The sequence below is a fragment of the Hyunsoonleella pacifica genome (genome assembly GCF_004310335.1).
Taxonomy (GTDB): domain Bacteria; phylum Bacteroidota; class Bacteroidia; order Flavobacteriales; family Flavobacteriaceae; genus Jejuia; species Jejuia pacifica.
Map to the genome: position 1 here is coordinate 1 of NZ_SIRS01000005.1, position 26,330 is coordinate 26,330.

The following is a 26,330-nucleotide window of genomic DNA, read 5'->3' on the forward strand; positions in this document are numbered from 1 at the left end:
TTGCGGGTGCAAACATACTACCTATTTTTAATTACACAATGACTTTTTTAATATTTTTTTACCCCTTTTTTTTACACGCTTTTAATACCCTATAAATCTGTGTTTTATGTCATGAGAAAAAATGATAAAAAGAAAGACATAGCGTGTAATACTATGGGTTTATCAGAATCTGGTAAGCTCTAACTATAAATCTGACTTTGATAAGCTTTATATATATTTATTTAAATAAATATGGACTACCTACAGTTACTCCTAAAAACATTAGTGCTGCAGATAAAAACTTTTGTTGGCTGGCAAACCCACGTTAGAGATTGCAACAACAGCTTTGAGCGAGACACACACCTCCCTACTATTAGTAAAAAAACTGACTCCAACCAAAGAAGAGAAATGATCAAGAAATTATAATTACAAAAAGAAGTTCCAAACTAAACCGAATCTAATCGTGAAATCTCGGTATGGATAATTGGGAGCTGCATAATAGTTATAGCCTGTAAATGATGAATTGAAATGCTCTGCTTTAAAGAAAATACGTGTTTGGCGGATTTTGGCATTGATAAAAAAGTCTAACCTTGGAAACTCACCAAACTCTCTATCGTTTTGCACATAAAATTCTGCTAATATAGGATTGTAACCATTCATAAAATACTTGGTAAAGTAATTTAACGTTACTCCTGTTTGCAAATACATGGCTTTTTTGAATACATCTGAACCGAAATAAAACGTGTTTCGCGTAGTAATTTGAGGAACATTTAATACATTATTATCGTCCTGTACATTTTGATATAATATTGTATTGTTTAGAGCAAATTTACCCACTTTTATTTCATTTTCCAGCTTTGCTCTTAAATAATTAATTGTTGCATTGTTTTGATAAGGACGAATAGCTTCTGTTTCTATAATAGCTTCATCTTGCTTAAAGTATACATAATCTGAAATTGTTGAATAATCTACAGAGAGGTTTACTAACTGTTTATACTTAATTTGAAATGCTATTTGCTGAGTTTCTATATTATTAAAGCTATTTTGCCAATTATAATCTTGATAATTGCTCTGATATAATAACGTATTAAAATTTGGTGCTCGAGAACTATGGTTTATAGCTACTTTGGCAAATATATCATCAGTTACATTATAGGAAGCTTCTCCTCTTATATAATTACCTGTAAAATCGCCTGCAATGTTTACTCCTGCTTCTCCTTGTATATTGAAGCCTCTATAAAATTTCCGATATTTCCCTCCTGCCGCATAGATGTTTCCTTTTAAACGATTGGTTATTGTACCATCATTAAATATTACCAACTTGTTGTAGCCATAATTATAATGAGTATTACTAACATTTACACGAAAATCGCCTAATTCATTATTAAAATAACTAAGTTCGAATTGATTATATAATCGTTCAAGAGTTACACGGTCTCTAAAATTTGAACTTGTAAAGGCTTCTCCAAAAATTGAACTCTGACTGGTTTGATCAAATTGGAACGATTTATCTTCGAATGAAATTATATGGTTTAAAGCTAATTTATATGTTGATGTGGAATCGTTAAGCGTCTTAGGTAATGCTTTTTTTACTACTTTATTAAATACATTGTAAGTATGATCTAAGTGAAAGCGTTTACCTCTTAAAATATTTTCTGCATTCTGAAAATTTGGATCAAATATCGCTCTATCTAAAAAGTCTACTGCTCCAGATTCAAAATTTTCAATATCTCCGTCTTGAAGCCCACCATTTTCTTGATTTAGTAAATCTTGCATAACTATATGTCCCCGCATTTGATAACGGTTATTTTTAGTTTTATAATTAGTAGTAAACCTAAAATTACCTGTGCTTGTTAAAATATGCTGATATTGCCCCAATGATCGCATTCCTTTATAAGCTATTGAGAAATTAAATCGAGGCGATGTATTTACCGTAAAAAAAGAATCGGCTAGCTGCCCTTGCTCAAAGGCAGTTTTATAAAAAAGTTCTGTTAATGGTGTTGGCACTCTGTAATAGTAGATATCTTCTATCTCCATATAATTAAAGTGTCTAGCTCTTACACCAAAATGTGGTAAAAGATCTGTATTCTGAAAATTATAGGTTAAACTATTATATGTTTGCCCTAAGTTAGAGAATGGCATTAAACCAAAATTATCTCTTCTTAAATAATTGAATTTGTATTCTTTTTGAATTGTTAGTGTAGTGTCTACAAAAGTGGTATCGTTGTTATGAGAAATAATTAAGTAATCCTGTATTTTGGCTTTTTCTTCTTTATCGTCTCCTTTACCTTTGGTTAACCTTCCCAATAGGCTTTCTTTATTTTTTGGCTCATCTTTATCTTTAGTATTTGCAGTACTATCATTAACCTTTGCTGACGGGGATTGTTTCAACTCAGGACTTTGTGATGGATCGCCTTGACTAAAAACCACTGTAGCGTAAAGCGTAAAGAAAAAAATAAAAACTAGTTTTTGCATAAAATTTTAAAAACGTTGCAAATGTAAATACAAAATATGATAACGTACTAAAATGAAAAAATTATTTAGTTGATATATTAAATTATTCATAATACTTTTGAATCATGCTAATTTTTAAGCACACCAAACACACTTATGAATGCGGCACAGACGAGGCTGGTCGTGGTTGTTTAGCTGGGCCAGTAACTGCTGCAGCTGTAATACTTCCTGATACTTTTAAAAATGATATTCTTAACGATTCTAAACAATTAAGCGAAGTAAAGCGTGACGCTTTAAAACCCATAATTGAAAATGATGCATTGTGCTACGGTGTATCTCATGTGTATCAAGATGAAATTGACCAAATTAATATTTTAAACGCATCTATTTTAGCTATGCATAGAGCTATTGATAACCTTAAAATTTTACCTGAGTTTATTATTGTTGATGGGAATAAATTTAAGCCTTATCAATCAATTCCTCATGAGACTATTATTAAAGGCGATGGTAAATATTTAAGTATTGCTGCAGCTTCAGTTTTAGCAAAAACTTATCGTGATGCTTACATGAATAAAATTCATGAAGAATTTCCTATGTATAATTGGAAACAAAACAAGGGTTACCCCACAAAACAACACAGAGAAGCTATAAAAAAATATGGTATTACTAAATACCACAGAAAATCTTTTAGGCTATTACCAGAACAATTAAAATTGGATTTATAGGCCTTGTATGTTTTTTTATTAGTTATAATTTGGTTAATAAACATATTGACGAGGATCTAATTTTTTATATGTCATTTTATATTTTAGCAGAAATTTGATGATTCCATGAGATTCTTTTTGCGCTCCCTCTTACTACTTATTCTTTTAAATTGTACAAACTCCAAACAAGAACGACATCAATTAATTGATTTTGCTCCAGATAATTCTGAAATTATTATTAGAACAACAAATTTTGAAAGCCTTATAAATTCTATCGAAAACAATTCACTTTTAAACACACTACCTAAGGCTAGCATATACAAAGATTTACAGGTTAAATTAAAACCGATTTCCTTACTTAATCCTAATGAAGAAGTTTTAATATGCTTATCAACAGACAGCACTGACAGTCTAGAATACACTGTTATAACAAAACACTCTAAGACTCTATTTCAAAATGACTCATTAAAAAATTACATTGAAGAAGAGCTCAAATACAAATCGTACAACATTACAAAATCCACACTTAAGGATGCTGTTTTTTTCAACACCATAATTGATAGTACGTTTATTTTATCATCTTCTAAAGAGATTATTAGCAATTCTTTTAAAGCTTCAGGTAAGACTTCAGATTTTGAAAAATTATATAACGTTACAGGAGCAAATGAAGACTTATCTGTTCTAATAAAGACACATAATTATTTAACACCACCATTTTTTGTTGAAGGCGAGTTAAGTTCAAGTAATTTAAGTGATTTTTTAGCTTTAGATCTTGAGGTTTCCCAAGATGATATTTACATCAATGGTATAGCAAAATCTTTAGATTCTTCGAAAAAAGTTATCGATTTATTTAAAAATACAACGCCCCAAGAAAACCAAATGCAACATATTACACCTGGTAATAGCGATGGGTACCTAAGTGTGACATTTGATGATTTTCAAGTTCTAAAAGAAAACATATTAAAATATCACAGTAAAGATTCTATTTCTAAAAACACTTTGCTATTTAATAACATTGTAGAGGTTGGTGTGATTTATGAAGATAGAAAACGGGCTATTGTTTTAAATTCTATAGATGCTATCGCAACAAAAGAGGCATTAGTAAATGATAAAAATAAGATAGAAATCTATCGTGATATTAAGATTTTTGAGTTTTCTAAACCTAAACTCTTTGTAGAGACATTAGCGCCTCTTGTTAATGATGTTATGCCTTCCAAATATTGCATGATAGAAAATTACTTTGTTTTTGCAGATTCCATCGATTTTTTGCAAAACATTATTGCTAACTACCAAAACAAAACTACCTTAGGTAATCGTAGCTATTTTAAGGAACTAAGTAAAAACCTTAGTAATGAAAGCTCTTTAATGCTTGTTGCTAAACCAAAATTTTTAGACACTATATTAAAAAAGAATCTTAACTTCAAGGATCACAGTCTTTATGCTATTCAATACATATATGATACTAATTTTGCACATCTTCACGCTGGTATAATAAAAGGAAAGCAAAAGCAGTCCCAACATTCCATTTCAGAACGTTTTAATATAAAATTAGATACAGAAATTTTAAATACACCGCAATTTGTTAAAAACCATATTACTAAAGAAAAAGAAATTGTAGTTCAGGATCTCAACAATAAGCTGTATCTAATTTCTAACAAAGGAAAAGTTCTTTGGAAAAAGCAACTCAATAGTGCTATTATTGGTAAGATCGAACAAATCGATATCTATAAAAACGGAAGGCTTCAATTAGTATTTGCTACAACAAATAGAGTATATGTTATTGATAGAAAAGGAAGAAATGTTACCCCTTTCCCTTTAAAATTTAATGATGCAATTACACAACCACTCTCGGTTTTCGACTATGATAAAAACAAAAAGTATCGCTTACTAGTTACTCAAGGAAAAGATGTATTGATGTATGATGTGAGAGGAAAAATAGTGTCAGGTTTTACTTTTAAGAATGCTAATAGCAATATTACAAGCCAGCCAAAACACTTTAGAATTGGTAATAAAGATTACTTAGTTTTTAAAACTAAAAACAAACTTCACATCTTAGATCGTATTGGGAGAGTGAGAGTATCTCCAAAATCAAGCAACACTTATTCAAACGAACCTGTTTTCCTTTATCAAAATAAATTTACCACAACCACAAAAGATGGAAATTTAGTTAGTATTGATACCAGAGGTAATGTAGCTCTTGTAAATTTAAATCTAACCAACAATCATAGTTTAGAAACCACAAGTAAAACAAGAGTAACATTTCATGATAATAAATTAGGCATAAAGAGTAGGGTTTTAGAGTTAGATTATGGCAACTACACCAGACCAACTATTTTTTATATTAACGATAAAATCTATGTTTCCATTACCGATATACAAGCAAAAAAAGTACTCCTATATGATAGTCAAGGCAAACTAATACCAAATTTTCCTGTATATGGCAATTCTTCAATTACTTTGGATAACATTGATAGAGATAGAAATTTAGAGTTTATTACCAAAGGAGATGCTAACAGTATTATCCTTTACCAAATTAACTAGCTTATTTACAACAACATAATTAACAAATAAATGTTGATTAATTTTATCTAAGCTTTTTGATACTCAAAAACTAATGTCTATATTTAGCACAGCTATTAATCAAACTTTTGTCAATGAAATTCTTGAAAGATGCGTTAAGCATTTTAATTCTTGGATCACTTTTTTTATTCCTGATTCCATCACTAGAAGCTCAAACCAAACAGCTCAAACGTCCAAAAAGCCGTGTTGGTATTTCCAGTGTTGATAGTTTTGTACAAGAATCTTTTGATATTTATGATAAAGTGTATAAATATGATGGCTACGCTGAAGCAGGCACACCTTTGGATGATCATGATATTGATGTTTTAGAAGACGCCCTTGACGATTTAGAAGGCCTTAGCGCAAGTGCTCCAAATATTTTGGGAGACATAGACGGTGCCAGTGTTTTAAAACAAGGCAAAGCAACACTCCAAATTAATAAAGCAAAAAAGGCGTTAAAGTATAGTATTAAAACTTCTAAAGAACTACTTCTGGGACAACGTAAACGTGATAAAGAAGAAGAAGAAGAAGAAGAGCATGAAACAACTTCCAATGAAAATGATTTTGAGAATAACTCCTCTAACAATGAAGACAATACTAAAGAAGAGAAAAACATATCTGATGATTTAGAAGTTTACAGTAAATACGATTTTGTTCCAGGAGATAAACTGCTCTTTTTTGATAATTTCTCCAAGGATTTTATTGGAGACTTCCCAAGTAAATGGAATACAAATGCCTCTGGAGAGGTTGTTAAAATTGGAGATAGAGGTAAATGGTTTGAACTTAAAACAGGCTATGGCGTATATTACATACCCGATGTAAAAGATTTACCAGAAGACTACACAATAGAGTTTGATATTCTAACCAAAGGCCTTAGTCAGCAAACATCATCTACCGCAAAGCTTTCAGTGTATTTAAGCGACAATGACAAATTTACTGATGGCACTAATTATGCTTTCGTATCAATTCCCCTAGGACAATATGGCGCTTTTTCGTTAAGAGCCAGAAATTATTTTATAAGTGACGGAGGAACCATTAATACCGATATTAAAGCTGATGTTAGAAAAGCTGTTTTAAATCAACCGCACATTGCTATTTCTGTCACTAAAAAACGATTTAGACTATGGGTAAATCAAACCAAATACATTGATATCCCAAGATTTATTCAAGAAGAAAATATTTTAAAATATTTAAAATTTCATTTAAACAGTTTAGCTGACGGCAAGGAGCACTTGTATATTTCAAACTTAAAAATAGCAGAAGGTGGCGTTGATTTAAGACGCAAACTTATGTCTGAAGGCAAAATCTCTACCAATGGTATTTTGTTCGATTCTGGTTCTGCAAATATCCAACCACAATCTTTAGGTATTGTGCGTCAAATCTCCCAAGTTTTAATGCAAGATGATAGTATAAAATTAAAAATCATAGGCCACACAGATGCTGATGGGTCTGATGAAGCTAATTTAAAACTATCTAAAGCTAGAGCAGAAGCAGTAAAAAATGCACTTATTAGCATATATAATATTTCGAGCGACAGACTTGAAGCTGACGGAAAAGGAGAAGGGGAACCCGTTGGAGACAATAACACTACGGATGGAAAAGCACAAAACAGACGTGTAGAATTTATTACAATATGATTATGAAAAAGATTTTTATATCATTAATGTTAACCCTATTTGTCAGTTTCTGTGCTACTGGACAAGATGCCTGTAGTGTATATTACCCACTTAAAAAAGGCACTACTTTTGAAATTACAAATTATAACAAAAAAGGTAAAAAAGAAGGTGTTGTAAAGTATACTATTTCAAACGTTGAGGGAAATACAGCGACTATTGAAGCTGTAATTTTAGACGAAAAGGATAAGGAAGTTACTACTACATCATACAATATAATGTGTGAAGGCAATAGTATTTCAATAGATTTTAAATCTTTAATTAGTCCAGAAATGCTACAACAGTATAAAGATATGGATATTGATGTATCTGGAACTAATATTGAATTGCCTAACGATTTAGACATTGGAAAAAAGCTTAAAGATGCTAATATGATAATGACCATAAATATGGGAGGCATGAATATGAAGATAACTATGGACATCACCAATAGAACAGTGGATGCTAAGGAAAACGTAACTACTCCAGCAGGTTCATTTAATTGCTATGCGTTAAGTTATGATTCTGAAGTGAAAATGGGCTTAAAAACATCGTTTACAATAAAAGAATGGATAGCTGAAGGTGTTGGAGTTGTAAAAACAGAATCTTATAACAAAAAAGGAAAACTAATGGGATATTCTGAGCTTACTAGTTTTAGTAAATAATTTTTAACCACCAAAATACAAGTCCTCGAATCTAGGCGTCAAAGTGCTTTTGCTTTGGCGCCTTTTTTTGCTCAACTTTCAACTTAATTTAATACTATTGTAGTCTCAATAATTTACTTATGATTTCACGGAAAAACGCATCTATCACAAAATTCATCATACATAAAGTTGGCAATAAGTTTAACGATACCAAAAACGCTTTTTCAGAAAAAACTGTAGATTTTGATGAAGCCAGTTACGATTTAATGCTGCCATTTCTATTAAAGCCTTTTTCTAGTGCCGTACAAAGCTACCGTTTTAATCATCATGCAAATGTTGCCTTAAACGAAATAAATACCTACTCTTCACAATTATTTAATGAAGATGATGCTTTCATAGAAGTCTCTAAGCATATCGTGATGCATTTGTACGAACAATCTAACTCAGCAAATATAAAAACTGGAGATGTCTTGGTTGTGGAGTTTGAAGGTATAGAATTTAGAGACATCACTACCAATGCTATTGGAATATTTAAAATTGAAAGTAAAGTGAATTTTTTTCAAACTTATTTAGAAAACAACAGTTATGATGTGCTAGTCCAAAAAGGGATAAGCTCCAAAAAAGTTGATAAAGGTTGTTTGATTTTAAACCAAAGTGATACTGAAGGAAACATTATTTTTAGTATTGATAATAATAGTTATGATGCCCAATATTGGACCAATCATTTTTTGAATATAAAATATGCTGATGATGCCAATAGCCATACCCAGCAATATATTGAGCTTTGCAAAGATTTTTCTACTGAGATTTTAAAAACAACTTATGGAGCGCAAGAACAAAACACCTTTTTAGCAAAAACCATAGATTTCTTTAAAGAAAATGAAATTGTAAATGTAGAGCGATTTAAAGATGAGCTTTTTGAAGAAGACAAGCATAAACGAGAATTTGATACTTATAAAAAAGAGTTTGAAGGTGAGCAAAACTTAATAATTAGAAATCAATTTGATGTTGCAGAAGCTGTTGTAAACAAAGAAAAGCGTAAGATAAAAACTGATATAAAGCTAGACACCAACATACAAATAAAACTAGATATTGATGCCCCAGATGCATCAACAGAATATCTAGAGCGTGGCTACGATGATGAGAAGAAAATGCACTACTATAAAGTATTTTTTAATGCAGAAAACTAAATAACATATTCGGTGGTTATTATGCAGGGTAAAAGATGTTTTAAAAATCAAAATCTTCATTTTGATGTCCTTTTATATCATCTATAGAATCTACATAATTACGTACGTCTTGATTAATAATTCTTTTGTATAATGTACTTACCTCTATAGCTAAAAAAACAGCAACAAGTAATATAAAAATAACTACCGAAAGTGTGACTATCATATTGATATCCATATCTCTATTGAAATTTCCAAACCTTAAATAAATCAAATACAAGAAGTACAGTGAAAAACAAAATAAAGTTAATGAAAACAAGATATTACCAATCCAAAATAATCTTCCTGTTATTTCGAGGTTTTTAATTTTTGAACTGTAAAATTTCATGGTTTTAATCTGGTAGACGATACTCTAAACACCACCAAGAATTGTCGCTAATAAAAATAACATTTCATACTCAAACTTAGCTTGTTCAATTATCAGAATGCTATAAGTTGCAAAAGATATTAACGCAAAGATTGCAATACTTAAAATCAATAATGTGATTTTAATCCCCCTTTTTACTTTCATTAAGATGTAATTAAAAACTCAGCCTCAAAAAGCTTAGAAAAATGCTTTAACAACTTATCCTTTACCTCAACCTCATTTACTGTATCCATCCCTAACTCTACATTTAAACTGGTTACCGCTTTACCACGAATACCACAAGGAATAATATTATCAAAATATCCCAAATCTGCATTTACATTTAAAGCAAATCCATGCATGGTTACCCAACGGCTAGCCCTAACACCCATAGCACAAATTTTACGAGCAAATGGCGTACCTACATCTAACCAAACCCCAGTTTCTCCTGGGCTTCTTTCAGCTTTTAATCCATATTCATCTAAGGTAAGAATAATCATTTCTTCTAAGAATCGAAGATATTTATGGATATCAGTAAAAAAGTTTTCTAAATCTAAAATGGGATACCCCACAATTTGTCCAGGGCCATGGTAGGTAATATCCCCTCCTCTATTTATCTTATAAAAGGATGCGCCTTTTTCTTTAAGCTGCTCTTCATTTAACAATAAGTTAGATAAGTCTCCACTCTTACCCAAAGTATATACATGAGGATGCTCTACAAATAAAAAATAATTTTGGGTTTCAAGATGAGCATCTTCTCGCCTATTTTTAACTTTTGTGTCAACAATAACCTTAAAAAGTTGCTCTTGATAATCCCAAGTATCTTTGTAGTCTTTAAAACCTAAATCTTGCAGCTCAATTTTTTTATTCAAAATTAATCTTCTAAAACAATTTCTAAATTCATAACCTCAGGATTTGTTAAATAATCCATTAGACCATATTCTATTATAACAGTTTTTCCGTCTGCACTAAACATGGCCTTATCATTAGAAACAGACTTAACTCTTCTTGGAAAATGATAATTCAACTTATACTTTGAGTTGGCAAACATCATTGCCGCCTGCCCTAAACTATCCATCATTTGCCTTTGTAGCTCTTTATCAACTATGGCAACCTGTCTCTTAAACACACCATTATTAAACGAATAACTTAGGTTGGAATTTCCACCTTTTGCAAATGCTGAAAAAGGATTATTAGGGTCATTAATTTTGGCAGCCTTTTTACCTTGTAAATTACTTACTGTATTTAAAGCTGAAAACATATCTTGTAATTCATTGGAGTTTTTAAAGTCGGTAAAAATTTCCATATTAAACTTCATATCCTTTTCACTCATAAGCATATGGACAGAAAATTTCTCAATAGCTTTAAGTTTTTCCTGTTCTTCTTGGGATAAGTTGGCAATACTATCTCGCTTTTCATCAAATATCTCCTTAAACGTAAATGTAGAATCCATATCTTTTTCTCCAGGATTTTCACTCATTTTTTGTCCTGCCATTTGCATAATCTCAGAAGCATTAAAACTAAACTCCATTCTACCAGAGCCATCTTCGTTAAGATAGATGTTTTCAGAAAACTGACAACTAGTTAAACATAAGGCAGCACACACTAAAAAGAATAAGGTAAATCTGTTCATTTAAATTATTTTATTGGGTTTAAAAATCCCGACAAAGATACGCTAATTCTTAGGATTATTTAAGATAACCAAAGCCGCTATAACTCCAGGAACCCAACCGCAAAGCCATAACAAAAACACAATAATAATTGAGCCACAACCCTTATCTATAACTGCTAAGGGCGGACAAATAATAGAAAGAATAACTCTAAAAATACTCATAATAATTTTTTAACGATACTGAAATAAATTCAGTACGGATTGATGATTAGTTATTTGACGTTAACTTGCACATTTTGTTACATTAACAAAACTCCCTTATTAACATTTAAAGTTAATAGAATTTATAGTAGATTCGTGTTATGAGATTTTTGGGTTTTATTTGTTGTTACGTCTGTTTTAGCTATCTAGGCTTTGCCCAGCATGATTTTAATGGTTTTGTTGACACCGAACGTTGGCACAATACTGTATATCTATCTGTTATTGAGGATTACAGAACAATTGAAAATATTGACAACGAACAGATTATATCTAAAACTACTGCAGACACCTCTGGATATTTTCAATTTACAGGCAATCAGTTGGAGACCGAACATCACATCTATAAATTACATGTGGATAACTGCGAAACCCAAGACCACAACAGCAATCATTTTAATGGCCACTGTACAGACAGTAAAGACATTTTATTTATAGCCAAAAACACAGATACCATTAGCTTTCCTTTGTCTTTTGATGCTGAAATGTTTTGTGATATAACCTCTACTAACCCAAGAACTGTAGCTTTTATAAGAATTGACTCTCTAAAAGAAGAAATGAAATTTGCTTATTCTGAATACAGAAGTAAGGCCAACAGAGATCTTAACAATAAAAAATGGTTTAAGTCTTTACAAGAATTCGGAAAACAGCTAGATGAACCTTTAGCAGAACTATATATTTTTTCGTTTTTATCTGATAGGAGAAGTATGTTTCATTCATATTATCTAGAAGACTTAAAACAGAATCCTTATTACGATAATGTTTTAAAAAGACTTCAAAAAAAATATCCAAATTCTACATACGTCAAGCAATATGAAGCCGAAATCGCTTCAGATAAATATTTAATTTTACCTAAAACAACTCCATCTTCCATTAATTGGATGTATATCCTTTTAGCTTTATTAGCAATATCACTTTTAATCAATTTCTGGTTCATATCAAGATCAAAAAGAAAAACAGCAAAACTAAAAACTGAAACAAAAGATCAACTCACAAAACAAGAACAAAATATTCTTGATTTAATATTGGAAGGCCATACAAATAAAGAAATAGCCGAAACACTATTTGTTAGTGTAAGCACTGTAAAAACACACGTAAACAATCTCTACAAAAAATTAGGTGTTAATTCACGAGACAGCCTAAAGTCTCTGTTTAACAGATAATTACAAAATTCAACCCTAGTACTAGTACCAATTTCAACCCAGCATTGTACTATAGTTTCATCATCATAATTTAGGTTTGCTATACATTAATCACAAAATTATTCAATTATGAAACGAACAGTAAACATTTTTTTCGCTGTATTACTTATGAGTGTTACAAGCGTTGTGCAAGCACAAGACCTGGCTATGTTAGAAAAAGTAGCTATTATTAACTTTGAAACCGAGATTGTAAATTATGGTACTATTACACAAGGTTCTGATGGCACAAAAGTTTTCACTTTTACAAATACAGGCAACGCGCCTTTGGTTATTTCAGAAGTAAAAACAAGTTGTGGTTGCACAGTCCCCTCATATTCAAAAGCTGCTATCCTACCAGGAAAACAAGGCGAATTAGAAATTAAATACGATACCAAAAGATTGGGGAGTTTTACAAAAACTATTACAGTTATTTCTAATGCAAAAGTTATTAAGAAAACACTAAAAATTAGAGGTACTGTAGTCGCTGCTAAATAACACTAAACTTTGCTGTATTAAAGACCCCTAAGAATTATTAATAATCCTTAGGGGTCATTGTTTTATTGTTAGGGTAAATAATGTAATTTTGCACCTTTAAAATTAAGTAGCATGCAGCTTTCAGAACAAGAATTGGTAAGACGCGACAAACTCGCAAAATTAAGAGACCTAGGCATTAACCCATATCCAGCGGATTTATTCCCTGTAAAAGAGACTTCAAAGGATATAAAACAGGACTTTAAGGAAGGGAAAAATGTGGTTATTGCTGGTAGATTAATGTCACGCCGTATCCAAGGAAGCGCAAGTTTTGCTGAGCTTCAAGATAGTGAGGGTCGAGTACAAGTGTACTTTAACAGAGATGAAATTTGCACTGGAGACGATAAAACCAAATACAACGATGTATACAAAAAGCTTCTAGATATTGGGGATTTTATAGGAATTGAAGGCGAACTGTTTACTACAAAAGTTGGCGAGAAAACAGTAATGGTAAAAGACTTTACCTTATTAAGCAAGGCCCTAAAACCACTACCATTACCAAAAACGGATGCAGATGGTAATACCTACGATGAGTTTAACGATCCTGAATTACGTTACAGACAACGTTATGCAGACTTGGTAGTAAATCCTCATGTAAAAGATGTCTTTGTAAAGCGCACCAAACTGTTCAATGCCATGCGTCAGTTTTTTAATGACGCTGGTTACTTTGAGGTAGAAACCCCTGTATTGCAGCCTATTGCAGGAGGTGCAGCGGCACGTCCTTTTATAACCCATCACAATTCTTTAGACATTCCTTTATACATGCGAATTGCTAATGAGCTATATTTAAAACGATTAATTGTTGGTGGCTTTGATGGTGTATATGAGTTTTCTAAAAACTTTAGAAACGAAGGTATGGATCGCACCCATAATCCTGAGTTTACTGCCATGGAAATTTATGTAGCTTATAAGGATTACAACTGGATGATGGATTTCTGCGAGCAGCTTTTAGAGCATTGTGCCACTGCTGTTAACGGCACCACAAAAGCTACTTTTGGCGAGTACGAAATAGACTTTAAAGCACCTTATGCCAGAGTAACCATGGCAGACTCTATAAAACACTTTACTGGGTTTGATATTACTGAAAAATCTGAAGTAGAAATTCGGAAAGCCGCTAAAGACATGGGTATTGAAGTGGATGACACTATGGGGAAAGGGAAGTTAATTGATGAGATTTTTGGCGAAAAATGCGAGGGTAATTATATTCAACCTACATTTATTACCGACTACCCAAAAGAAATGAGTCCGTTGTGTAAAGAACATCGTGAAAACCCAGAATTAACGGAGCGTTTTGAGTTGATGGTTTGCGGTAAGGAAATTGCTAATGCTTATAGCGAATTGAATGATCCTATTGATCAACGTGAGCGTTTTGAACACCAACTAGAATTAGCCAAAAAAGGCGATGATGAGGCTACGGCAACTATAGATTACGACTTTTTACGTGCTTTAGAATATGGAATGCCACCAACCTCTGGAATGGGTATTGGTATGGATAGATTAATTATGTTTTTAACAAATAATCAATCCATACAAGAAGTATTATTCTTCCCGCAAATGAAACCAGAGAAAAAACCACTAGCTATTAGTGATGATGCAAAAGCTGTTTTGGAGATTTTAACTAAAGTTGAAAAACTGGAATTGGTAGATTTAAAATCGCAATCTGGTTTATCTAACAAAAAATGGGATAAATCCATTAAAGAATTAACGAAAAACAGTCTGGCTAAAGTTGAAAAGACCGAGGAAGGGTTGTTTGTGGAAGTGGTTTAGAACTATACAATACTTTATTTAAAAATCAGACTGGTTTTTTTAGCTAAAAGCTTGTTTTAGCGTTATTAAATATTGATGTGATTTCTTCAGAAAACATAAGTATTTTCGTTACTTTTATTTTTACAACGAAAAATAGACACAACTTATGATAGAAAGAATAACCAGAGTTCCTTTGAGACAAATCTGGAAACATGAAGCTAGAGATTTTACCACTTGGCTACAAGAAAACATTGATATTTTAAAGGAAGTAATCGGAATCGAAATTTTGAATCCTGAAAGGGAACAATCTACTGGAAACTTCAACGTAGACATTACTGGAGAAGATATTTCTGGTAATAGTATTGTAATTGAAAATCAATTAGGCAAAAGTGACCATGATCACTTGGGAAAAGTCATAACATATATTACCGCTGTTGAAGCAAAAACTGCTATTTGGATAGTATCAGAACCAAGGCTTGAGCACATCAATGCTATATCTTGGCTAAATGAATCAACGGAAGTAGACTTTTACTTAATAAAGGTTGAAGGAATAAAAATTGGTAATTCTGCACCTGCTCCCCTAATGACCCAAATAGTTGGTCCAAGTGAAGAAGCTAAGAAAATTGGTTCTTCAAAAAAAATAAAATCTGAACGACATAAACTTCGATTTAAATTCTGGGAACAGCTGTTAGAAATTGCTAAGAAGAAGCATAAATTATTTAGTTCTATTTCTCCAAATCAGTATAACTGGATTGGTGCCACATCAGGATTGAGAGGCGTTAACTATAGCTACTGGTTAAATCAAGATAGGATTTCAATAAAAATTTATATTGATAGAGGAAAAGATAGTGATGATGAAAACATCCAGATATTTAACCAAATTAAAAAATATCAAGAAAAAATTGAAAGTGATTTCAAAGACATCCTCATATGGGAAGAACTTGAAGGGTATAGAGCATGTATAATTAAGAAAGATTATTCAATAGGTGGGTGGAAAACAGAACAAGAAAAATGGAATAAAATTCATGAATTTGTAACGGATAAAATGATACTCTTAGAGGCTGCTACAAAATCAATAATAAACAAAATTAAAATTAAGCAAGTTGCACATAGATAAATCTTTGTATTAAAATAAGATTTAAAAAGAAAGCCGATGATTTTGTAGAAATTTCATCGGCTTTTGCTTTAACTAAACTAAACTTAAACTAAACTTGTACAAATAGACGACATTTTTCTCAATTCCTTACAACAGTTTACAAATGTTTAACTTATCTATCCAAATTTTAAGATTTTCTTAGCATTTGTGTTTCAATATCTTAAAGCTACGGCAATAATTCTTCAATAGTGTTATGATACGTTTTAAACTCTATAATATTACTGTGATTTGCTTCATCAATCGTCACTAAAACCCCTTTTCCCTTTGGAGTTACCTTAAATAGTTTCTCTGCACTTTTATAAGGCACTACGCGGTCGTTTAATCCATGAAACATCGTTATGGGGCAAGTTACGTTTTGTATAAACTGATAAGTAGGAAATTTGTATTTCAATAACGTTTCTACAGGCAAAAAAGGAAACCGATGTTTACCTACATCCACCATACTATAATACGGGGTTTCCAAAATTAGCTGTTTAGGTGTATTTTGTGAAGCGATGTATGTTGCAATACCTGTTCCCAAAGAGCGACCATAAACGGTAATACGTCCTTCATTGTACTTAGTCTTTAAAAAATCGTAAAATAATTGCGCATCACTGTAAAATGCATTCTCACTTAACTTTCCTGTGCTCTTTCCATAAGTACGATAGTCCATTACCAATACATCATAATCTTTTTCAACAAAAAATTCTGTGATCTTACCCCAACGTGATAAATCGCCCGCATTACCATGAAAGTATAAAATAACACCTTTGGGGTTTTCTACTTTAAAATGAATGGCATTTAGCACAGCCCCATCATCTGTTTTAAAATTCAATTCTTCAAAATCATAATTGAATTCATATTGATAGTTATCTTCTAAAACCGAAGGTAAAAACAAAAGTTTTTCTTGCATAAAATATAATCCTGCAGAAATCATAACATATAAAGTTAATAAAACAATAGCCAGTTTTTTAAGCTTTCGTTTTATTGGATTTTGTGGCGTGTTTAACATTAATACTTGTGGTTGACAAATCTATATTTTGAGGTTTACTGGTTAAGATATCATGAATCATAAGATGGTAGGACTCAAAAGTATTTAGGTTTTTATGTCCACCACCAATCACGGTATGTAACTTGGTTAATTTAGGGTTTACCTTAGACAACTTTACACTTGTTTTATAGGGTATTAACTTATCATTAGTACCATGGATAATATGGATGGGACATTGCACGTACTTTAACCATTTGTATGTTGGCAACGGATATTTAATTAAAACCGATAAGGGCATAAAGGGTGCATAGCGTTTGGTTACTTTGGTTAAGCTATAGTAAGGCGCATCCAAAATCAGCATTTTGGGGTTATTCATAGATGCTAACTTTGCTGCAAAACCAGAACCTAAGGAGCGTCCGTAAAGAATAATCCTGTCCTCTGTAGTACGTTCTTTTATCTCATTGTAAACACGCTGTAAATCTCTTTTAATGGCTTTTTGGGAACGTTTCCCTGTACTTTTACCAAAACCCCTATAGTCTATCATTAATACATTGTAGCCGTGTCTTGTAAAATCTACTGCAAATTTGCCCCACCCCTTTATACTTTTAGAATTGCCTTTTAAATACAGTACAATTCCTTTCGACTTCTCTTTAGGTTTAAATAACAAGCCATTAATTATAGCACCATCCCTAGTTTCAAGATTGTGCTCTTCAATGTTCTGATTTTCATAATAAAACTGAAAATCCTCGGGTAATTTTTCAGGTTTAAATAAAAAGTAATCCTGTAAATAATACAATGCAACACTAATTACAATGTAAATTACTAGAATCGTAATTATGGTGGATATCCAATATGCCATAAAAAACCTGTTTGCTTACTAAAATACGGAAAATCCTTTAGGTAAAATAGTTCATAAAAATATCCTGAAATGGATCTTGATGTAATACTGTATAATAAAACAAAGCCCCCAACCAACCATGGCAAATACCCATAACGTAAATATTCTTCACTTTTAAATACATATAACCATAGAATAATGCGAGAATAAAAGTTCCAAACATTAACCACATAGATGGGTAATGCACTATAGAAAACAGAATAGCTGTTAGTATAACTACTATTAGTTTATTCACTCTTAAATGGTTTAAATTTCCAGCAATTAAACCAATGGTTAAAAACTGCTGTATGCTTCCCCAAATTGGATAGGTTAGAAGTAACGGTAATACATGCCAGGTAACATTTAAAGTATCTTGATACCATCCAATTATAGAAAAGCTTGTTATGGCTACAAAAACAAAAGGCACAATAAACTTTGTTGCTTTTTTAAAATTATCGATTCTAAAGCCCCAATATTTTAAAATACCTTTTTCTTTTGAAGCACGACAATACACATAGATACTCCATGCCAAAATTGCAACTACTACATAGGGTAACCTCCAATTGAGATAATCCATGAAAATAAATTTACCTATTGCTGTTAGCAATACTGCTATAATTTCCAGAATACGTCTACGCTCTGAAATTAATATTGTTTTAGAGAACTTTATTAAATGTTTGGTAAGTTTTGGTTTCATAATATAAAGTTTAAAACCCCATAGCCGAAGCCACAGGGTTTAGGGTTAACTAACCAACCATCAAAACAACCCTTAGTGTTTTGTGTTTTGATTTAAATGATATTTTAGATTATTTTTCATCTTCTAACTGCCTATCTATATATTGCACATCTCTTGTGTTTTTCTGTACTGCAATAGCTGAAAAAAGACTTAATAGAAAAGACATCCCATAAAATCCTTTTTCGCTTAACAATAAATCTGCATTCCACAAGCCAATAACAAGAAGCACTATGGAAGCTATTGTAGTAAACCAGCTTATACTATAATAAATAGGAGTAACTGGAATATCTTCCATCTTATCGCGCACTGCTTTTTGTACCGAAATCACTGAAAACAATCCAAAAAGTAAAATGGTAAAATAATAGCCTTTCTCGTTTAGCATCATATCGGCATTCCATAATCCTATGCAATAAGATACCATACCTATGAGAAGTGCAGACCAAGATGCACCAATAAATGCTGATGTTGGTTTTTGATCAAAAACTTTAGTTTTCTTTTTTATTTTCGATTTTTTTAAATCTTCTTCAACTGAAACTGTGGTTTGATAATTCATAATTTTTGTTTTAATGATTACGGTTCAAAATTGTGAAACATTTTAAACCCACAATCAACAGTTTTTAAATATTACTGACGATATATTTTGTATACTAATATCATTTTTTATTAATTTTATTGATATTAACATTTTTTTAATGACGATTAAATGAATGACTTAAACCACATGGTTGCATCATTTTCAAAAGAAGATGGACAGAAATTTATTGCATATCTGGAAAAAAAGAATAAACGAAAGGACATTAAAAACATCCAACTTTTCAAACTGCTTCAAAATGAAGATTTAGACTCTAAAGCGGTTTGTTTAAAACTCTACAGCAGTAATAGCAATAAAACAAACGCTTACCATGCCCTAAGGAAACGCTTGTTTAAATCCATAATTAATTTTTCTGCAAACTCAAGTTTGGAAGATGAGAATTCACTTCAAATGGAAATTATACGGTATATCCTTGCTGCCAGAAATTACTTTGAACAAAAACAATATAAAGTTGCGTTTAGAATTTTAAATAAGGCTGAAAAGATATCTGTAGAGCACCATCTATTTTCTCTTCTAAATGAAATATACCACACCCAAATACAATATGCGCATACAAATCCTTTAATAAACTTAAATCAACTCATTGAAAGATTTAACAAAAATAAAGCGCAACATCTTTTGGAAGACCAATTGAATATTATTTACTCCAAAATTAAATACAAACTCGCTAGAGAAGATAATTCAGATTTTCAAACCATACTGCAAAATATTTTGGAAGAATACAATTTAAACATCACTAACAAGCTCTCTTTTAAATCGCTCTACCAACTTATTAGCATTGTTACGTTTTCAGCATTTGCCTCCAATGAAAATTTAAAAATAGAGGACTTCCTAATTCACAACTACAACAACATATTATCATACAAAGCCCAAGAAAAGCAACCCTATTACCATATTCAAATCTTATATCATATTGCAAACACACTGTTTAGAAACAAGAAGTTTAAAACCTCCAAAAACTATTTAAACAAAATGCATTCGCTTATGTTAAAATATGAGAATAAACACTATAATATGTTTCTATTAAAATACAATTTGCTTTTAGCTTTAAACTATAACTTTTCTAATAAGCAAGCAGAGGCCATTGCAATTCTTGAACCTTTTTTAAAAACCAAACACGTAGATATAGAATCTGTTTTAGACATCCATCTTACTTTAGCTATGTTTTATTTTCAAAACGATGCTCTAAAAAAAGCACATCAAGTTTTAAGCAAATTTTACCACAGCGATGCTTGGTATTCCAAAAAAGCAGGTAAAGAATGGGTTATTAAAAAAAACCTCATGGAGATACTCTTACACATAGAATTAGGAAACATTAATCTGGTAGATTCCAAACTTTTAAGTTTTAAGCGCCAACATTACGAGTATTTAAAATCAATTAATCAAGATCGCGCCATAACCTACCTAACACTTGTTGAAACTTATTATAAGACACCCGAGAATGCAACTTCAGAAACATTTAAAAATAAAGTTGAGCAATCTTTTGAATGGTTAACACCAAAGCAAGAAGACATTTTTGTAATGAGTTTCTATGCTTGGTTAAAAAGTAAAATGACTAGGCAACCACTTTACACAACTACCTTAACACTAATACAACATGCATCAACAGAACTCTAAAATATTTTATATTTGTTTGATGCTAAGAAAGTCCCTAATCATTTTCTGTTTTGTAAACCACATCTTATGCTATGCACAACAGCAGGACAGCCTAGTCTTTAAAAACGGCATAGATAGACCTAGTATATTAGCGACACACCATTTTGGAATTTTTAGCGCTCGCATTAATAATAATTTTAAACAGTTACCTTCTAAAAAAAACGCACTATCAATTAACTATACTAGCGGTAACAATTTCCACCCTTTTGTTGAAGCTTATCTTCCCAGAGACCCAGTTGTTAGAGAGCAACAGAGGCAAAAAATATGGTATCAAAGAGATTTTGTTTTTGAAAACCAAGAAACCACACCTGCAGATTATATGAATATTGTAATAGACGCTATAATTAAAGAATTCAGGGTAAACTACAATATTACTTTAAATAAGAAAAGTGAGTTAAACATAACGCTTCGGTCTTACCTAATTAGCAACGGAAAGTATCCATTTTCATTTTTTACTAGCGATGAGAGCATTGAGTGGTTCCATAGCAATATAGCTGGAGGAGAGGATCCTTTTGGCAGGCGCTATTACGGATTAAATCAGGTAAATTTTAGATATTTAGATAGGAATGGGAGAACTTTGGAACTCAATACTAACGATTTTTTTATTGGAGGTCTTGAACTTAATCATTTCTACTACCCTAATTTCCTAAGAAACAAAGACAAACATATTTATACAAACATTGGGAGCCATCTTGGAATAAACACCTCACGATTTAATAGTGCTTTAGATTATGGTGTTTCTATAAACTCCATAAAACAGCTAGTTTTTAAAAGCCAAAACATCTTAAGTTTTGGATTGGGTGGCAGTGTTTTACATAAAAACTTTTTAAATTTTAAAAATAGCAATATTGATTTAGGAAATAACAGACTCCTTGCCTCTTTTGAAGGCCATATTGAGTTTACTAAGTACACAAAAAAAGGAAATTACAATGCCTTTGGCATTAATTACCATATACAGTCTCGTTTTAATAAAAAAGAAGAAGCAGGGTATTACAGGCTTTTAGGAAAATGGCGAGAAATAAATGGTGGTTGGCACAATGGAGTTGCAACATTATATAACACTTTATCAGACTGGACAGCAATTTACACATACGCTACACCCACATATAAGTTATCCCTTTTTTGCAAACAAGATCTTGAGGTAAACAATGCTCCAGATTTCCAAACAGGTATTTCTTTAATCTTACCTTTTGGGAACAAATAGAACGATCTTCTTCTTGTTAATCTTACGTTAAAGTCTAGTTGCTTTTTAAACCATTTCTAATTGTTATGGTCAAAGAAGCAAACATTTAAAAAAGACATCATCATGAAAAAATTAGTTTTAGTTGTAATGGCACTATGCGCAATTCAAATTACATCTGCCCAAGGCCATCAAAAAAGTAAAAAAGGCATGAATTTAAGCGCTGAAGAAATAGCCACTATTCAAACAAAAAAAATGACTTTGGCTTTAGATTTAACAGACGCTCAACAAGACGACATCTACCAAATTAACCTTGAAAATGCAAAATTAAGAAAGTCTCACATTGCAGAAAGAAAAGCTAAAAAAGAAAGTGGAGAGGCTAAAAAGCCTACTAAAGAAGAACGTATAGAAATGGCGAATAAAAGATTAGACCATCAAATAGCCGTAAAAGCCAAAATGAAAGATATATTAAGCGAAGAACAATACAAGAAATGGGAGCGTATGATGGCAAAAAAATACGCAAAAATGAAAGACAAATCTAAAGACAAGAAAGCCCGCAAAAAAGCATAAATAGAGTTTGAATTTTATTTATTTAGTGATTTTTATTTAGTTGAAAACACCTCCAAATCGGAGGTGTTTTTTTATATCTGTTTGGCTAGCTTATCAATTGCGTTTATAGTGAAATCTAAATCCTCATACGTTAATGCATCAGTAATAAACCATGTTTCAAATGCACTTGGCGCTATATAAACCCCTTCGTTTAATAATCCATGAAAAAACGCTTTAAACGTATCATTATTTCCATTAGCTGCAGTATCAAAATCACAAACTTCGTTCTCATCAAAATGAACAGAAATCATAGATCCTACACGATTGATGGTATGCTTAATTTCATTTTTAGTTAAAACTTTAGAAATACCTTTATGTAAATATTCTGTTTTTTCTGCTAACCTAGTAAAGACGTTTTCTTCTCCATCTAAAGCTTCAAGCATTGCTAAACCTGCGGCCATTGCTAATGGGTTTCCACTCAACGTTCCTGCTTGATATACTGGCCCTAAAGGTGCTAAATAGCTCATAATTTCGTCTCTGGCAGCAAAAGCACCAACAGGCAAACCTCCTCCAATTACCTTACCAAAACACACAATATCAGCTTTAATATTATAGAGTTCTTGCGCTCCTCCTTTAGCTAATCTAAACCCCGTCATCACTTCATCAAATACTAATAAAATATTGTTATCATCACACAATACTCTCAAACTTTCCAAAAAACCTGATTTTGGAGGGATGCATCCCATATTCCCTGCTACAGGTTCAATTATAATACACGCTATTTCTCCTTTATTAGCTTGTATTAATGCTTTAACATTATCAATGTCATTATAATTAGCCAATAAAGTATCCTTTGCTGTTCCCTGTGTTACGCCTGGACTGTTAGGTGTTCCAAATGTACTAGCGCCACTACCTGCTTGTATCAAAAAGGCATCAGAGTGCCCATGGTAACAGCCTGCAAATTTTATAATTTTATCTTTCCCTGTAAATCCACGAGCCAGACGAACAGCACTCATACATGCTTCTGTACCAGAATTTACAAAACGAATTTTATCTATGTTTGGAACCATAGATACAGCGAGTTCTGCAATTTTTGTCTCAATTTCAGTTGGCATTCCAAAAGATGTTCCCTTTTTAGCTTTTTCAACAACCGCATCAACTACAGGTTTGTATGCATGACCCAAAATCATTGGTCCCCAAGAATTAATATAATCTATTAATCGGTTACCATCTTCATCATACAAATAAGCGCCTTTAGCTTCTTTAACAAAAATTGGAGTCCCACCTACACCTTTAAATGCTCTAACTGGAGAATTAACACCTCCAGGAATTACTTTTTCAGCCTCTGCAAATAATGCACTACTGCGTTTATATATCATTTGAAATTATTCTATTTTACCTTTAACTCTTGACCTATTGCAATACTAGTTCCTTTCATATTATTTAAAGCTTGCAACTCCTTAACGGTAACATTATAACGTTTGGAAATATTATATAATGTATCTCCTTTTACAACTTTATGCACTTCATTTTCAACTTCACTTTTATCAACAAATTTTCGTTCTGAAGGATTTCTACCTAAAACCTCATCATCATACTTATAAAGCTCATATCGCTCAATTAAACTAATCAGTTTTTGGGGGTATTTCTTATCTGTAGCATAACCGGCAGCCTTTAGACCTCTTGCCCAAGACTTATAATTAGAAACTTCTAAATCAAATAAGCTAGCATACCGCTTTCTTGATGATAAAAACAAAGAATGGTCTCTAAATGAGTATTTAGGACTATTATACTTCCTGAAGCATTCCCCTTTTTTATCATCATCATGATAAATTTTTGCACCTGTCCAAGTATGACATTTTATACCAAAATGATTGTTTGCTTCTACCGAAAGTCTTCCTTTTCCCGAAGCCGATTCTAAAATACCTTGAGCCAAGGTAATACTTGCAGGAATATTATATAAGGTCATTTCTTTTTGCGCTATAGCTTTGTACGCTTCAATGTAAGCTTCTGTACTACTTATTTTAGAAGTTTCTGTTACTGTATTTACTTTTTCAGTAGGTTTTGTCTTTTCAACTACCACTTGCTTTGCAGTTTCTTTTTTAGATTTTTTGGTAATAACAGTCTTTTTAGAACCACAGCTAAACACAAAAAAACTCAGAAATATTATAATTAACAATCGTTTCATTAAACTTGTATTAAGGGTAATTTTTTCTTTTGTAAAACCATATTCATACCATCGATACCTTGTAATCCGCCAGTATGAATCGCTAAAATTTTAGAACCTTTAGGAAAATAGCCTTTTTCAATTAAACGTAAAATACCATACATCATTTTACCAGTATAAATTGGGTCTAACTGAATGTTATTATCTAATTTAAATTTATTTACAAAAGCTATTAAATCAGAATTTATTTTAGCATATCCTCCAAAATGATAATCTGTAATTAAATCCCAATTGGACTTCTGTACAAATTTACTAATATCTTTATGTAAAAAAGAAGCTTTTAAAGCTGGAAAACCTAAAACTTGTTGACTAGGTTTTGAACAATTAACAATCCCAGAAATTGTACCTCCAGTACCAACAGCACAGCATATATAATCAAAATCTCTATCTTCATTAGTCAAAATTTCTTCACAGCCTTTTACCGCCAATGTATTGGTTCCACCTTCTGGAATTAAATAGAAATCATGGAATTCACTTTTCAAGGATTCTATAAAGGTTTCTGAAGTCTTATTACGGTAGACATCACGCGATACAAACTTAAGATACATGCCATGATCTTGAGCAAAAAGTAATGTAGGGTTATTTTCTATCTTAAATTTTAATTCATTACCCCTAATTATACCAATAGTTTTAAACCCCAATACACTTCCTGCTAAAGCTACTGCTGCTATATGATTTGAAAATGCACCACCAAAGGTCAATAAGGTTGCATAGCCTTTTTTATCTGCTTCTCTTAAATTGTACTTTAATTTTCGATATTTATTTCCTGAAACAAATGCGTGTAATTCATCTTCTCGTTTTAAAAACAGACTTACCGCATCTGTTTTAGAAAGTTTAATTTCCTGATTAATAGTATGTTCAAAATCGAAGCTCATTCAACACGAAGATACTTCAAAAAACTCCAAAATCTTCGATGTTTTAAATAGTTAAAATCAAACTCTTTCCCATAGGCTTCCCGTTCAAAAGAAATGTTTTTATAAGCCATATTCCAATTTTTAAATTGCACTAGCCTTATCAAAAATTCTAACGCATACCAAACATAAAACAGTATAATGAGCAACTCTAACTGCTGTCTTAAATGAATCTTTTCATGATTAATTAAAACTTTATTTAATTTCAATTTTGGATGTCCTAAAAAAATGAAAGGAAATAGAGCAATACCTGTATAACCTTTTGGCACCATGTATTTTGAAATAAGAATCATAATCTTGACGCTTCAAAAATCAATCCAATTTACGTTATCTTTGTGAAACTATGAAAAAGATTATCCCCATTGAAGAAGACGATTATTACCTAACACCTGAAGGTTACAGGTGTTTTACTGAACAATACCACCTAAAACGTGGATATTGTTGCGAAAGTGGATGCAGACATTGTCCATACGGATTTAACAAAAACACAGACACGATTAAACGCTAAAGCCCTGCTATTTATGGTATGATTATTGATGATAAAACTATAAAAGTGAGTAGTATTTCTCGTTTAACTGAGA

At 31.7% G+C, this 26,330-nt stretch carries 26 protein-coding genes; 13 read left to right on the forward strand and 13 right to left on the reverse strand.

Annotation, left to right across the window (positions count from 1 at the left end; translation table 11 throughout):
* Positions 1–405: 405 nt before the first annotated feature.
* Positions 406–2,454 carry a putative porin gene (locus EYD46_RS11955; RefSeq protein ID WP_130937407.1) on the reverse strand — a complete coding sequence of 683 codons (2,049 nt, stop codon included), beginning with the start codon at positions 2,452–2,454 and terminating at the stop codon, positions 406–408.
* Between the two features lie 104 nt (positions 2,455–2,558).
* Here EYD46_RS11955 and EYD46_RS11960 point away from each other — a divergent pair, with 104 nt between their 5' ends.
* The 5 genes from EYD46_RS11960 to EYD46_RS11980 all read left to right on the forward strand — a co-directional run bounded on the left by EYD46_RS11960 (position 2,559) and on the right by EYD46_RS11980 (position 9,182).
* Complete coding sequence (locus tag EYD46_RS11960) at positions 2,559–3,158, forward strand: ribonuclease HII (protein ID WP_130937408.1); 600 nt, start codon at positions 2,559–2,561, stop codon at positions 3,156–3,158.
* 105 nt (positions 3,159–3,263) lie between these two features.
* Positions 3,264–5,678, forward strand: coding sequence for a ribonuclease HII (locus EYD46_RS11965; RefSeq protein ID WP_130937409.1), 2,415 nt, complete (start codon positions 3,264–3,266; stop codon positions 5,676–5,678).
* A gap of 113 nt (positions 5,679–5,791) precedes the next feature.
* Entirely contained in the window at positions 5,792–7,333 is a 1,542-nt protein-coding gene (locus tag EYD46_RS11970) for an OmpA family protein (protein WP_130937410.1), read from the forward strand.
* Positions 7,334–7,335: 2 nt separating this feature from the next.
* On the forward strand, positions 7,336–8,013 hold the full coding sequence (locus EYD46_RS11975; RefSeq protein ID WP_130937411.1) for a TapB family protein: 678 nt from the start codon (positions 7,336–7,338) through the stop codon (positions 8,011–8,013).
* A gap of 119 nt (positions 8,014–8,132) precedes the next feature.
* Positions 8,133–9,182: a nucleoid-associated protein gene (locus EYD46_RS11980; RefSeq protein ID WP_130937412.1), complete on the forward strand. Its 1,050-nt coding sequence runs from the start codon at positions 8,133–8,135 to the stop codon at positions 9,180–9,182.
* A 40-nt stretch (positions 9,183–9,222) separates the two neighbouring features.
* On the opposite strand, the gene EYD46_RS11985 is transcribed toward EYD46_RS11980, so the two are convergent.
* The 4 genes from EYD46_RS11985 to EYD46_RS12000 all read right to left on the reverse strand — a co-directional run bounded on the left by EYD46_RS11985 (position 9,223) and on the right by EYD46_RS12000 (position 11,401).
* A complete protein-coding gene (locus tag EYD46_RS11985; RefSeq protein ID WP_130937413.1) occupies positions 9,223–9,549 on the reverse strand; it encodes a hypothetical protein in 327 nt (108 codons plus the stop codon).
* Positions 9,550–9,731: 182 nt separating this feature from the next.
* Positions 9,732–10,439 carry a lipoyl(octanoyl) transferase LipB gene (gene lipB, locus EYD46_RS11990; RefSeq protein ID WP_130937414.1) on the reverse strand — a complete coding sequence of 236 codons (708 nt, stop codon included), beginning with the start codon at positions 10,437–10,439 and terminating at the stop codon, positions 9,732–9,734.
* 2 nt (positions 10,440–10,441) lie between these two features.
* Positions 10,442–11,200, reverse strand: coding sequence for a hypothetical protein (locus EYD46_RS11995; protein ID WP_130937415.1), 759 nt, complete (start codon positions 11,198–11,200; stop codon positions 10,442–10,444).
* A gap of 42 nt (positions 11,201–11,242) precedes the next feature.
* Positions 11,243–11,401 (reverse strand): YqaE/Pmp3 family membrane protein, encoded by a 159-nt coding sequence (locus EYD46_RS12000; RefSeq protein ID WP_130937416.1) that lies wholly within the window; start codon positions 11,399–11,401, stop codon positions 11,243–11,245.
* Between the two features lie 140 nt (positions 11,402–11,541).
* On the opposite strand from EYD46_RS12000, the gene EYD46_RS12005 reads away from it, so the two are divergent.
* The 4 genes from EYD46_RS12005 (at position 11,542) to EYD46_RS12020 (ending at position 16,012) form a co-directional block, all read left to right on the forward strand.
* Complete coding sequence (locus EYD46_RS12005; protein WP_130937417.1) at positions 11,542–12,600, forward strand: helix-turn-helix domain-containing protein; 1,059 nt, start codon at positions 11,542–11,544, stop codon at positions 12,598–12,600.
* 108 nt (positions 12,601–12,708) lie between these two features.
* On the forward strand, positions 12,709–13,113 hold the full coding sequence (locus tag EYD46_RS12010; RefSeq protein ID WP_130937418.1) for a DUF1573 domain-containing protein: 405 nt from the start codon (positions 12,709–12,711) through the stop codon (positions 13,111–13,113).
* Positions 13,114–13,224: 111 nt separating this feature from the next.
* Positions 13,225–14,916 carry a lysine--tRNA ligase gene (gene lysS / locus EYD46_RS12015; protein WP_130937419.1) on the forward strand — a complete coding sequence of 564 codons (1,692 nt, stop codon included), beginning with the start codon at positions 13,225–13,227 and terminating at the stop codon, positions 14,914–14,916.
* Between the two features lie 145 nt (positions 14,917–15,061).
* Positions 15,062–16,012, forward strand: a complete 951-nt coding sequence (locus EYD46_RS12020) for a DUF4268 domain-containing protein (protein ID WP_130937420.1) — start codon at positions 15,062–15,064, stop codon at positions 16,010–16,012.
* Between the two features lie 205 nt (positions 16,013–16,217).
* Here EYD46_RS12020 and EYD46_RS12025 read toward each other — a convergent pair whose 3' ends face one another.
* The 4 genes from EYD46_RS12025 to yiaA all read right to left on the reverse strand — a co-directional run bounded on the left by EYD46_RS12025 (position 16,218) and on the right by yiaA (position 19,187).
* A complete protein-coding gene (locus EYD46_RS12025; RefSeq protein WP_130937421.1) occupies positions 16,218–17,042 on the reverse strand; it encodes an alpha/beta hydrolase in 825 nt (274 codons plus the stop codon).
* Entirely contained in the window at positions 17,002–17,880 is an 879-nt protein-coding gene (locus EYD46_RS12030) for an alpha/beta hydrolase (RefSeq protein WP_130937422.1), read from the reverse strand. The genes EYD46_RS12025 and EYD46_RS12030 overlap by 41 nt, the downstream gene beginning before the upstream one ends.
* A gap of 37 nt (positions 17,881–17,917) precedes the next feature.
* A complete protein-coding gene (locus EYD46_RS12035; protein WP_130937423.1) occupies positions 17,918–18,595 on the reverse strand; it encodes a CPBP family intramembrane glutamic endopeptidase in 678 nt (225 codons plus the stop codon).
* Between the two features lie 109 nt (positions 18,596–18,704).
* Complete coding sequence (yiaA, locus tag EYD46_RS12040; RefSeq protein WP_130937424.1) at positions 18,705–19,187, reverse strand: inner membrane protein YiaA; 483 nt, start codon at positions 19,185–19,187, stop codon at positions 18,705–18,707.
* Positions 19,188–19,337: 150 nt separating this feature from the next.
* Here yiaA and EYD46_RS12045 point away from each other — a divergent pair, with 150 nt between their 5' ends.
* The 3 genes from EYD46_RS12045 to EYD46_RS12055 all read left to right on the forward strand — a co-directional run bounded on the left by EYD46_RS12045 (position 19,338) and on the right by EYD46_RS12055 (position 22,632).
* Positions 19,338–20,843, forward strand: a complete 1,506-nt coding sequence (locus EYD46_RS12045; protein WP_130937425.1) for a hypothetical protein — start codon at positions 19,338–19,340, stop codon at positions 20,841–20,843.
* Between the two features lie 19 nt (positions 20,844–20,862).
* The gene (locus EYD46_RS12050; protein WP_130937426.1) at positions 20,863–22,086 is read left to right on the forward strand and encodes a hypothetical protein; all 1,224 of its coding nucleotides are present in this window, start codon (positions 20,863–20,865) and stop codon (positions 22,084–22,086) included.
* A 102-nt stretch (positions 22,087–22,188) separates the two neighbouring features.
* Positions 22,189–22,632: a hypothetical protein gene (locus EYD46_RS12055; RefSeq protein ID WP_130937427.1), complete on the forward strand. Its 444-nt coding sequence runs from the start codon at positions 22,189–22,191 to the stop codon at positions 22,630–22,632.
* A 71-nt stretch (positions 22,633–22,703) separates the two neighbouring features.
* On the opposite strand, the gene hemL is transcribed toward EYD46_RS12055, so the two are convergent.
* The 4 genes from hemL to EYD46_RS12075 are packed head-to-tail and all read right to left on the reverse strand — an operon-like array spanning position 22,704 to position 26,042.
* A complete protein-coding gene (gene hemL / locus EYD46_RS12060) occupies positions 22,704–23,990 on the reverse strand; it encodes a glutamate-1-semialdehyde 2,1-aminomutase (RefSeq protein ID WP_130937428.1) in 1,287 nt (428 codons plus the stop codon).
* Positions 23,991–24,001: 11 nt separating this feature from the next.
* Positions 24,002–24,799, reverse strand: coding sequence for a glucosaminidase domain-containing protein (locus EYD46_RS12065; protein WP_130937429.1), 798 nt, complete (start codon positions 24,797–24,799; stop codon positions 24,002–24,004).
* Positions 24,799–25,713: a 1-aminocyclopropane-1-carboxylate deaminase/D-cysteine desulfhydrase gene (locus EYD46_RS12070; protein ID WP_130937430.1), complete on the reverse strand. Its 915-nt coding sequence runs from the start codon at positions 25,711–25,713 to the stop codon at positions 24,799–24,801. The genes EYD46_RS12065 and EYD46_RS12070 overlap by 1 nt, the downstream gene beginning before the upstream one ends.
* The gene (locus EYD46_RS12075; RefSeq protein WP_130937431.1) at positions 25,710–26,042 is read right to left on the reverse strand and encodes a hypothetical protein; all 333 of its coding nucleotides are present in this window, start codon (positions 26,040–26,042) and stop codon (positions 25,710–25,712) included. Before EYD46_RS12075 ends, EYD46_RS12070 begins: the two co-directional genes overlap by 4 nt.
* Positions 26,043–26,092: 50 nt before the next feature.
* Here EYD46_RS12075 and EYD46_RS17780 point away from each other — a divergent pair, with 50 nt between their 5' ends.
* Positions 26,093–26,257 (forward strand): DUF5522 domain-containing protein, encoded by a 165-nt coding sequence (locus EYD46_RS17780; protein WP_165454378.1) that lies wholly within the window; start codon positions 26,093–26,095, stop codon positions 26,255–26,257.
* Positions 26,258–26,330: the final 73 nt, after the last annotated feature.

What these genes read in the sequence shown, in the direction of transcription:
- EYD46_RS11955 (WP_130937407.1), bottom strand. Translation starts at nt 2,454, where the DNA reads ATGCAAAAACTAGTTTTTATTTTTTTCTTTACGCTTTACGCTACAGTG.
- EYD46_RS11960 (WP_130937408.1), top strand. Translation starts at nt 2,559, where the DNA reads ATGCTAATTTTTAAGCACACCAAACACACTTATGAATGCGGCACAGAC.
- EYD46_RS11965 (WP_130937409.1), top strand. Translation starts at nt 3,264, where the DNA reads ATGAGATTCTTTTTGCGCTCCCTCTTACTACTTATTCTTTTAAATTGT.
- EYD46_RS11970 (WP_130937410.1), top strand. Translation starts at nt 5,792, where the DNA reads ATGAAATTCTTGAAAGATGCGTTAAGCATTTTAATTCTTGGATCACTT.
- EYD46_RS11975 (WP_130937411.1), top strand. Translation starts at nt 7,336, where the DNA reads ATGAAAAAGATTTTTATATCATTAATGTTAACCCTATTTGTCAGTTTC.
- EYD46_RS11980 (WP_130937412.1), top strand. Translation starts at nt 8,133, where the DNA reads ATGATTTCACGGAAAAACGCATCTATCACAAAATTCATCATACATAAA.
- EYD46_RS11985 (WP_130937413.1), bottom strand. Translation starts at nt 9,549, where the DNA reads ATGAAATTTTACAGTTCAAAAATTAAAAACCTCGAAATAACAGGAAGA.
- EYD46_RS11995 (WP_130937415.1), bottom strand. Translation starts at nt 11,200, where the DNA reads ATGAACAGATTTACCTTATTCTTTTTAGTGTGTGCTGCCTTATGTTTA.
- EYD46_RS12000 (WP_130937416.1), bottom strand. Translation starts at nt 11,401, where the DNA reads ATGAGTATTTTTAGAGTTATTCTTTCTATTATTTGTCCGCCCTTAGCA.
- EYD46_RS12005 (WP_130937417.1), top strand. Translation starts at nt 11,542, where the DNA reads ATGAGATTTTTGGGTTTTATTTGTTGTTACGTCTGTTTTAGCTATCTA.
- EYD46_RS12010 (WP_130937418.1), top strand. Translation starts at nt 12,709, where the DNA reads ATGAAACGAACAGTAAACATTTTTTTCGCTGTATTACTTATGAGTGTT.
- lysS (WP_130937419.1), top strand. Translation starts at nt 13,225, where the DNA reads ATGCAGCTTTCAGAACAAGAATTGGTAAGACGCGACAAACTCGCAAAA.
- EYD46_RS12020 (WP_130937420.1), top strand. Translation starts at nt 15,062, where the DNA reads ATGATAGAAAGAATAACCAGAGTTCCTTTGAGACAAATCTGGAAACAT.
- EYD46_RS12025 (WP_130937421.1), bottom strand. Translation starts at nt 17,042, where the DNA reads ATGTTAAACACGCCACAAAATCCAATAAAACGAAAGCTTAAAAAACTG.
- EYD46_RS12030 (WP_130937422.1), bottom strand. Translation starts at nt 17,880, where the DNA reads ATGGCATATTGGATATCCACCATAATTACGATTCTAGTAATTTACATT.
- EYD46_RS12035 (WP_130937423.1), bottom strand. Translation starts at nt 18,595, where the DNA reads ATGAAACCAAAACTTACCAAACATTTAATAAAGTTCTCTAAAACAATA.
- yiaA (WP_130937424.1), bottom strand. Translation starts at nt 19,187, where the DNA reads ATGAATTATCAAACCACAGTTTCAGTTGAAGAAGATTTAAAAAAATCG.
- EYD46_RS12045 (WP_130937425.1), top strand. Translation starts at nt 19,338, where the DNA reads ATGAATGACTTAAACCACATGGTTGCATCATTTTCAAAAGAAGATGGA.
- EYD46_RS12050 (WP_130937426.1), top strand. Translation starts at nt 20,863, where the DNA reads ATGCTAAGAAAGTCCCTAATCATTTTCTGTTTTGTAAACCACATCTTA.
- EYD46_RS12055 (WP_130937427.1), top strand. Translation starts at nt 22,189, where the DNA reads ATGAAAAAATTAGTTTTAGTTGTAATGGCACTATGCGCAATTCAAATT.
- hemL (WP_130937428.1), bottom strand. Translation starts at nt 23,990, where the DNA reads ATGATATATAAACGCAGTAGTGCATTATTTGCAGAGGCTGAAAAAGTA.
- EYD46_RS12065 (WP_130937429.1), bottom strand. Translation starts at nt 24,799, where the DNA reads ATGAAACGATTGTTAATTATAATATTTCTGAGTTTTTTTGTGTTTAGC.
- EYD46_RS12070 (WP_130937430.1), bottom strand. Translation starts at nt 25,713, where the DNA reads ATGAGCTTCGATTTTGAACATACTATTAATCAGGAAATTAAACTTTCT.
- EYD46_RS12075 (WP_130937431.1), bottom strand. Translation starts at nt 26,042, where the DNA reads ATGATTCTTATTTCAAAATACATGGTGCCAAAAGGTTATACAGGTATT.
- EYD46_RS17780 (WP_165454378.1), top strand. Translation starts at nt 26,093, where the DNA reads ATGAAAAAGATTATCCCCATTGAAGAAGACGATTATTACCTAACACCT.